This window comes from uncultured Meiothermus sp., assembly GCF_937863175.1.
GTDB lineage: Bacteria > Deinococcota > Deinococci > Deinococcales > Thermaceae > Meiothermus.
In genome coordinates, this window is record NZ_CALMCQ010000011.1 from 1 (window position 1) to 8,428 (window position 8,428).

General features: G+C 59.6%; 9 protein-coding genes and 1 tRNA gene. 4 read left to right on the plus strand and 6 right to left on the minus strand.

The genetic code is table 11. The features are described 5' to 3' along the window. The 4 genes from rplI to rpsF form a co-directional block, all read right to left on the minus strand. Positions 1–379, minus strand: a 379-nt coding sequence (gene rplI, locus Q0288_RS00475; protein WP_299425515.1) for a 50S ribosomal protein L9, incomplete at its 3' end; no start/stop codon positions are given. 66 nt (positions 380–445) lie between these two features. Continuing rightward, positions 446–673, minus strand: a complete 228-nt coding sequence (gene rpsR, locus Q0288_RS00480; protein WP_299425539.1) for a 30S ribosomal protein S18 — start codon at positions 671–673, stop codon at positions 446–448. A gap of 80 nt (positions 674–753) precedes the next feature. After that, positions 754–1,590 (minus strand): single-stranded DNA-binding protein, encoded by an 837-nt coding sequence (ssb, locus tag Q0288_RS00485; protein ID WP_299425518.1) that lies wholly within the window; start codon positions 1,588–1,590, stop codon positions 754–756. 164 nt (positions 1,591–1,754) lie between these two features. Next, positions 1,755–2,072, minus strand: a complete 318-nt coding sequence (gene rpsF, locus Q0288_RS00490; protein WP_299425521.1) for a 30S ribosomal protein S6 — start codon at positions 2,070–2,072, stop codon at positions 1,755–1,757. Between the two features lie 319 nt (positions 2,073–2,391). Here rpsF and Q0288_RS00495 point away from each other — a divergent pair, with 319 nt between their 5' ends. After that, positions 2,392–4,365, plus strand: coding sequence for a diguanylate cyclase (locus tag Q0288_RS00495; protein ID WP_299425524.1), 1,974 nt, complete (start codon positions 2,392–2,394; stop codon positions 4,363–4,365). Here the strand turns inward: Q0288_RS00495 and Q0288_RS00500 are convergent. Continuing rightward, on the minus strand, positions 4,357–5,496 hold the full coding sequence (locus Q0288_RS00500) for an FAD-binding oxidoreductase (RefSeq protein ID WP_299425527.1): 1,140 nt from the start codon (positions 5,494–5,496) through the stop codon (positions 4,357–4,359). The genes Q0288_RS00495 and Q0288_RS00500 overlap by 9 nt on opposite strands. Before the next feature lie 102 nt (positions 5,497–5,598). Beyond that, positions 5,599–5,673, minus strand: a tRNA-Ala gene (locus tag Q0288_RS00505). 506 nt (positions 5,674–6,179) lie between these two features. Between Q0288_RS00505 and rpsB the strand changes: the two genes are divergently transcribed. The 3 genes from rpsB (at position 6,180) to pyrH (ending at position 8,361) form a co-directional block, all read left to right on the plus strand. Continuing rightward, the gene (gene rpsB / locus Q0288_RS00510; protein ID WP_299425530.1) at positions 6,180–6,920 is read left to right on the plus strand and encodes a 30S ribosomal protein S2; all 741 of its coding nucleotides are present in this window, start codon (positions 6,180–6,182) and stop codon (positions 6,918–6,920) included. 75 nt (positions 6,921–6,995) lie between these two features. Then, positions 6,996–7,586, plus strand: coding sequence for a translation elongation factor Ts (gene tsf / locus Q0288_RS00515; RefSeq protein WP_299425533.1), 591 nt, complete (start codon positions 6,996–6,998; stop codon positions 7,584–7,586). Positions 7,587–7,656: 70 nt separating this feature from the next. Continuing rightward, on the plus strand, positions 7,657–8,361 hold the full coding sequence (gene pyrH, locus Q0288_RS00520) for a UMP kinase (protein WP_299425536.1): 705 nt from the start codon (positions 7,657–7,659) through the stop codon (positions 8,359–8,361). Positions 8,362–8,428 lie beyond the last annotated feature (67 nt).

Below are 8,428 nucleotides of genomic sequence, written 5' to 3' on the forward strand. Positions count from 1 at the left end.
TGTAGTCGCCCAGGTCTTTGATCGGCTTGTCCAGCGCCAGGCGCTTGGGGTCAATGGTGATCTGGTGTTGGGCTTCCAGCGCGGTGGCAATCTCCCGGCTGGTAACGGAGCCGTAAATCTTCTGGTCGCCAGCCTTGACCTTGAGGGTCAGGGTGATGGGTTCCAGAAGCTCCTTCAGGCGCTCGGCCTCGGCTTTGCGGGTGGCAGCCTTCCTGGCCTGGGCCCGAATTTTGGCTTCCAGGGTCTTCAGGTTGCTCTCGGTAGCCAGGGTCGCGATCCCACGGGGCAGGAGGTAGTTGCGGGCATAGCCCGGTTTCACATTAATCACTGCCCCCACGTCGCCGAGGTTTTCCATAGGTTCAAGCAGAATTACTTTCATCTTCAGTATTCTCCTGTTGGTCGGCCTTTTGGGGCGGGAACCCACCCCTTCAGACCGACCGATCCCCTATTTGCGAACCAGCTTGTCGGTGAAGGGTAGCAGGCCCATCATGCGGGCGCGCTTGATGGTGCGGGCCAGTTTGCGCTGATCCTGGGCGTCCAGTCCGGTACGGCGACGGGGCAGAATTTTGCCGGTCTCGGAGAGAAAGCGCTTGAGAATATCCACGCTCTTGAAATCGTTGAGGTCGAAGGCCCCAACGGCTGCGGCTACTTTGGGCTTGCGGCCACGGCGCATACCGCGCTCGCCACGCTCACCCCGCTCACGATCCTGGCGGTCGCCCTTGGGGCCACCACGGTTAGACATCTTCTTGGTGCTCAAAACGGCAAATCCTCCTCAGGTGGGAAATCGTCTACCAAGCCTTCATCAATATCTACCTTGCCCGCACGGCCTTTGGCTGCTGTTGCAACACTTTGGGAACTGTTTCCACCTGTGCTTTGTCCAGTTCCACGGGCAAGTCGCTCGAGGCGGCTCAGCTCTACACGGGTGGTGTAGCGCCGGGTGCCATCTTGAGCGGTCCAGGAGTCGTTTACCAGGCGTCCGATTAGGAACGCTCCGTCTCCTTTTTTGAGTTCTGCCGCAAACTCGGCCAGCTCACGCCAGGCCTGAGCTTCGACGTAGTGCACCTTTTCCTGATCGCCGCCCTGGCGGGTGGTGAACTTTTCGTTCACGGCCAGCGAAAGGCGGGTCACGGCGGTTCCCTGGGGGGTGTAGCGCAGTTCGGGGTCGCGGGTCAGATTGCCCACCAGCATCACGTGGTTGAGGCCGTCTTTCAGGCGCTCCTGTCCACGGGCATCGGTTACGGTCACCTGACCCCGCTTGCCTTCCAGGCTCACAATCTCCATGCGGTCGGCGCGTATTTCCAGGCTGCTTTTTTTCTGACCCTCCTGTTCCCAGGAGCGGTACTCGAGCTTGCCTTCCACAAAGAGCGCCATGCCCGCTTTCAGGGTGTCGCCCCAGAACTCCGCACTTTTGCCCAGCAGTTTGATGCGGTGATACCAGGCCGGTTCGCGGGTCTGGCCCTGCTCGTCGGTCACGACATCGTTGCCAGCCAGATTGAGTTCCATCACGGCCAGTCCGCCTGCGGTGTAGCGCAGTTCGGGGTCCTGGGTCAGGGTGCCTACGAGGGTAACGCGGTTGAGGCCTCGAGCCATATCAATCAGTCCTTTTTCGTTTCGGTCCTTGCTTCAGTCTATCTCTTCTGGCGCTTGGCAGTTCGCTTTCAGCCTTTAGCTTAGGGCCTACGGCGGGTTGCGTATCGCTGCCTTTGAGTTCCATTACGGTCTCTGGCCTCAGAACTCAGGTCGAGCCAAACAGCTTATTTCTTCTTCTTGTTGCTGTTTCGCCATTCGGGACGGTCGCGGAGGATGGTTACACGACGTACATGGTCGCGCAAGCGCAGTTCTCGCTGCAGCGCGGTATTGCTCGCCCCGGCCATTTCCACCGTGTAGAAGAGCACATTGCCTTCGGGGTCTTTCTGGATGGGATAGGCCAGGCGGCGGTTTCCCCAGTCATCGGTGTTCTTGATGTTGGCACCGTGACGCTCGAGGGCGGCTTTAATGATGTCTTTCTCCTGGACAGCCTGGGCCCCATCAAGGTTGGGGTTGAGAATCACATTGACTTCGTATTGCGGCATATTCACCTCGCTTTCTGGATCGACTGTGCCGGAGCTGGTTGCCAGCCGGGTACACCACCAGCCAGCGACCCCACCGGGTCACGCAAGCTGAGAGTATATCAGATGAGCGTCAGAAGGGCCAATTAATCAATATGGGTATCGGACAACCGGGCTGCCCAGACCCGCTGGCACATAAATCCCGACGGCAGACCACGGCTGGCACCCCACTGCGATGAACCGATCGTCTTCGGGCAAACAGGGCCTTATGTCTTTCCCCAATCTTCAGTATCATGAAGCAGGTTCTAATAGAGCACCATACCGAGGAGTATCCCTGCCGTTTATGCGTAAGAAACCAGCCGCAAAGCGTTCTCCTTTCTCTTCCCTGTCTAAAAAAGAGCTGGATCGGCGGCTCAAAGAGGCCACCATGCTCAAGCAAATTGTGGCCACTTCGGGGGCACCCCTCGACCCATTAACTGTACTGAACGTTATTTGTAGTGAACTCACGGCAGTGGTGGGGGTACAGCATGCGGGGTTTGCCCGGCTTTCGGAAGATGGGCGCTACCTGACCATCGTTTCGGAATTTGGTACAGGACAGGCCCGCAACACCAACGACCGGATCTCCCTCGAGGGCAACGAGATCAGCATACAGGTCATGCGCGAACGCAAGCCGGTCTCGGTGTCGGACGCCCAAAATGACCCCCGCATGGGTGCCGGGCGCGAGGTGGCCAGGCGGTTTGGCGTGGTTTCGATGCTGCTGGTGCCCATTCTGGCCGGTGACCGGGTGTTGGGAACGTTAGGGCTCGATAGCTACGAACCCAGGGAGTTTGGCGCAGACGAGGTCGAGATCGTGATGGCTGCCTCCAGCGCTGCCGCTCCCCTGCTGGAGAACGCCCAACTCTTCGAACAACTGCGCAGCGAGCTGGCCGAGCGCAAGCGAGCCGAGTGGGAATTGCGCCAGTCGCGCGCACTCTACCAGGAGCTGGTCAATTCGCTAGGTGGGATCGTCTGGGAGGCCGAATTCCAGAAAGATACCCTGGTCTTCACCTTTGTGAGCCGCCAGGTCGAGCGGGTGCTGGGCTACCCGGTGGATCGCTTTTTGGGCCCCCGCGAAGAAAGCGTCTGGCCCCGGGTGCTCTATCCGATAGACTTCGAGATGGTTTCCCAGCGCCTGCGCAACCTCTCGGTAGCCCTGGAAACCACCGAGATCGAGTATCGCGCTTTTGACAAAGAGGGTCGCATGCACTGGTTCCAGGATCGGGTCACTGCCATGCGAGAGTCCAGTGGTGGCACCCGGCTGCGTGGCCTGATCGTGGACGTGACCGAGCACAAACGGGCGGTTCGCCTCGAGCGCGACCGCAACCTGGCCCTGGAGATGATCGCGAGGGGCTCCGAACTCGAGGACATCCTCACCGCTACCATTGAAATGCTCAGCTCCCAGCTACCCGAAGTCGCCTGCGCGATCCAGATCGCCAAGGGTGAAAACCTGAACACCGTTGCCAGCCACGGTATGCCCGAGGTAGTGCGGCATTTTCTCGAGACCAGCCCCATTGGCCCCTTTGGGCACAACGCACCAGAGGGCGAAAAATCCGAGGTCGAAAACCTCGACCTCAAAGAGAACCTCCCCCCCGAAGTGCGCCGGGCGCTGCTGGTAGCCGGTTTTCGCCACGGCCTGACCCTGCCCATCCGCACCAAGGAAGGGGTTCTGGGGGCCCTGAGCGTGTTGGGGCCAACCCCGCTGGAATCCGATAGCCGCGCCATCCACGCCACCGCCGATCTGGCCGCTATTGCTGTTGACCGCCAGGCCCTGATTGAGGAACTGGAATACCAGGCCACCCACGATGTCCTGACCAAACTGCCCAACCGTATGCTCTACCAGGAACGCCTGATCCAGGCCATGGCCCGGGCCCAGGAAAAAGACCGCCTGGTAGGGGTGATTTATATTGACCTGAACGATTTCAAGCAGGTCAACGATACCTTCAGCCATGCCACCGGCGACGAACTTTTGCGCAGCATCGCCCGCCAGCTTAGCCTTTCGGTACGGGCCACCGACTCGGTTGCACGCCTGGGGGGCGACGAGTTCGGGGTGATTCTGGCCGACCTTCCCTCGGTCGAGATGGCCGAGCGTCTGACCGAAAAAATCGCCCACGAAGTCAATACCAGTGTGCGCATCGGCAACCGCGCCCTCGAGGTAACCGCCTCAATTGGCCTGGCCATCTACCCGCGCGACGGCAGCGACCCCGACACCCTCTACCGCCATGCCGACCACGAAATGTACAAGGCCAAGGGGCATGACGCTGGCAAAGGCTCAGGCTAAGAACAAAGCCCGGGACGGCTTAACCCCAGCCAATACTGCCGCCGTCTCCTGCCCCAGCAAGGCCCCCACCACGTTTCCGGTTCCGCTGTAGGCGCCGATAGCCCAGACCCCAGGCCGCACCTCCTGGGCAATCGGCAAGCCGGTCAGGGTATACGCCACCGGGGCCGCCCAGCGATGGGTGATGGGAGCCTGGATACCCAGTTGATGGAGGAGTTGTTCCAGGTGCAGCTGTACGTTTTCACCGGGTTCATCTAGCGTTGTCCACTCTGCTTCGCCCCCTGCGTCCCGCATCCCACCCAGGGCAATGCGGCCATCGGGCAGTTGTTGCCAGTAGTCGTAGCCCCAGCGCCGGTATACAGGCCGGGCAAAGCGTGCTTTTACAGGTGCAGTGGCCAGCATCTGCAAACGGGCGGTGCGTACCCGGCCTTCGAGTTCCGGCAGCACCTGCTCGAGCCTGCCATCTACGGCCACCAGTACCCTCTGACAGTGAACCCGCCCCCTGGGGGTCTCTACCTCCTGGCCGCTGATCTGCAGGGCCGGGCTATCTTCAAAAAGCCTGGCCCCAGCTTCCAGTGCTTGTTGGGCCAGCATTCTACAACGCAACAAGGGGTTGAAGGCAGCATCCCCTGGGATCAGCAACCCCTGCCCTTCCGGGCCATCGTAGGGCTCGGCAGCAAACCCATCGGCCCGCAGGGCTTGCAGATGGGCTGTGCAGTCTTGCAGTTCGTCCTCCGAGGCGGCAATTCGCAACGAACCCACCCGCCTTATGGCCTGGGGGGTCTCGGCCATCATCCGTGAAATCTGGTCGAGGGTGGCCTGGTAGATGCTTTTGGCAAAGTCGCGTCCGTGTTCGGCCACGCTCTGGTGGTAGAACCTGGCAATCCCCGCCAGCAAAAACCCCCCGTTCCGGCCTGCCGCGCCAGCCGCTACCGTGCCTGCTTCTATCCCCACCACTTTTCGGCCCAGCCGCAACAGCTCGAGCACCGCCGCCAGCCCCGAGCCGCCCAGCCCCACCACGCAGATCTCGGTCTCGAGGTTTTCTTCCAGACGTGGCAAGGTCTGCCAGTTTCCATCTTCCCAGACAGGTGTGCTCACCGCTACAGCATAGCTCTTTGCACGCCAGCCAGCCATCGGTTAGATTGCCCTCCTGTGCAACTCGAGGCCATAAAACCCGCGATAAGACACCTCGGGCTGGATACCCTGGGCCGTGAGCATTCGGCTGTTAGCTTTTACTGGTGGAGGTGAAGGGATTTGAACCCCCGACCTTGTCCTTGCAAAGGACCTGCTCTCCCGCTGAGCTACACCCCCAAAAGACCCTTTGTGCTGCTTTACCTAGAGGCTGATAGCCAAAACAGCCGTAGCAAGTATAGCAGCAGTTTAGCCAACTGGCAAACGCTGGCGTGCTTTTGAAAGACTTGCCTCCATTGATCTGGATACAAATGTTCGACTGTTCAGGCACTCACTGGCTGGTATGATAGATTGAGTCCATGAAACAACCAGGACTGCTTCTGGTAAGTTTGACGTTTTTGGGCAACGTCGTCCTTACCATCACTGCCAGTGGGGCAGTGTGCCGCACCAGCAACCCGGTCAATAGCGGCGCACCAGGAGAGACCACCGAAGCTATGGTTAGCTGCACCCGGTAGCCAAAACCCCCCAACCTCGCTACCCCCGACTGTTCAAAAGGCGTCTCCTTGAGCTATACTTCTTCTTTGGGTGTGCCATCAGGATCTTTCGAGGTTAGGGAACGGTACTCAAAGAGATGCCCCGGAACGCACAAATGAACGCCCGCTCCAACCGTCCCGTCAGGAGAAAACATGGCAGCAAACGTAAGTATAAAGGAACTGCTCGAGGCTGGGGTGCACTTCGGCCACGAGACCAAGCGCTGGAACCCCAAGATGAAGCGCTACATCTACGCCGAGCGCAACGGAATTTTCATCATTGACCTGCAGAAGAGCATGGTCGAGCTCGAGCGCACCTTCAAGTACGTGCAGGATCTGGCCATGCGGGGGGCGACCATCCTTTATGTGGGCACCAAGAAACAGGCCCAGGAAATTGTGCAGCAGGAAGCCGACCGCGCGGGTATGCCCTATGTCAACCAGCGCTGGCTGGGGGGGATGCTGACCAACTTCCGCACCATCACCGCCCAGGTCAACCGCCTCTCGGAGCTCGAGGCCCTCTTCGCCTCGGAGGATATCAAAGAACGGGTCAAGACCGAACAGGTGCAGCTCCAGCACGAGCTCGAGCGCCTGCAAAAGAACCTCGGCGGCTTCCGCAAGCTGCGCCGCCTGCCCGATGCCATTTTTGTGGTAGACCCCACCAAAGAAGCCATTGCGGTCAAGGAAGCCCGCAAGCTGGGCATCCCGGTGATCGCCCTGGCCGATACCGACTCCGACCCCGATGTCTGCGACTATATCGTGCCCGGCAACGACGACGCGATACGTTCGATTCAGCTGGTGGTCAACCGCATGACCGACCTGATTGTGGAGGCCCGTGGGGGTGGGCGTGAAATCCCCCCCACCGAAACCACCAGCACGGTGCCGGTAGCAGAAGCGTGAGAAGCTGTCTCAGATCCGAGGTCGCATCTCGCAAGCCGGACGACCTGAGACCTGAGACCTGTGACGAGGACTCATATGACCCAACTCGAGCAGATCAAAAAACTACGTGAACAGACCGGCGCAGGCATGACCGATGTCAAAAAAGCCCTGGAGGACGCTGGCTGGGAGATGGAGAAAGCCACCACCCTGCTGCGCGAGCGGGGTGCCTTGAAGGCTGCCAAGAAAGCCGACCGCGAGGCCCGCGAAGGCATTATTGGCTCCTACATCCACCACAACCAGCGGGTAGGGGTGATGGTCGAGCTCAACTCCGAGACCGACTTCGTAGCCCGCAACGAGGAGTTCCAGCGGCTGGCCAAAGACCTTGCCATGCACATCGCCATGGCCAACCCCCGCTATGTGAGTATCGAGGAAGTTTCGCCAGAAGACCTCGAGAAGGAAAAGGCCATCTACGTTCAGCAACTCCTCAACGAAGGCAAGCCGCAAAACATTGCCGAAAAAGCTGCCGAAGGCCGCATCAAGAAATTCTACGAGGAGATGGTGCTCCTGGAGCAGCCCTTCGTTAAAGACGACAAAATGAAGGTGGGCGAACTCATCAAATCCGCTGTGGCCAAGATTGGCGAGAATATTCAGGTCAAGCGCTTCAGCCGCTTCGAGGTAGGAGCGTAGCCAATGCTACAGACCGAGGGTCGAGAGTCGAAAGACTTTCGGCCCTTTTTCTTTGGGTATGGGGGGTCGTATGAAGTATAAGCGGGTTTTGCTCAAACTTTCGGGGGAATTCCTTACCGGCAATGGCTTCGGCATACAGCCCGGGGCCACCCAGGCCCTGGCCCAGGAAGTCGCAAAGGCCCACCAGTTGGGAGTACAGGTTGCCATTGTGGTGGGGGGTGGCAATTTCTGGCGCGGGGCCAAACAGGGCGTTGGAATGGATCGGGCCAGCGCCGATTACATCGGGATGCTGGGCACCATCATGAACGCCCTGGCCTTGCAGGATGCCCTCGAGTTCATCGGTGTACCCACCCGCGTCCAGACCGCCCTGACCATCCAGCAGGTCGCCGAGCCCTACATCCGCCGCCGGGCCATCCGGCATCTGGAAAAAGGCCGGGTGGTGATATTTGGCGGCGGTACCGGGAACCCTTACGTAACCACCGATACTGCTGCCGCCCTGCGCGGCCTGGAAATGAATGTGGATGCAGTGCTGATGGCCAAAAACAAGGTAGATGGGGTCTACAGCGACGACCCCCGCAAAAACCCCGGCGCCATAAAATATACCGACCTGACCTACCACCAGGCCCTGGTGGAAGGTCTACAGGTGATGGATGCTACTGCCATGGCCTTGTGCCAGGAACAAAACATGCCAATCGTGGTTTTTGATATGTTCAGCGAAGGCAATCTGGAAAAAATTATCAAGGGCGAGCAGGTGGGAACCCTGGTACATAGCTAGGGTGGAAGATCAAAGACCGGGCGCCGAAGACCGAAGACCCGTAGCCCCCGCAGCCTTTGGGTTATTT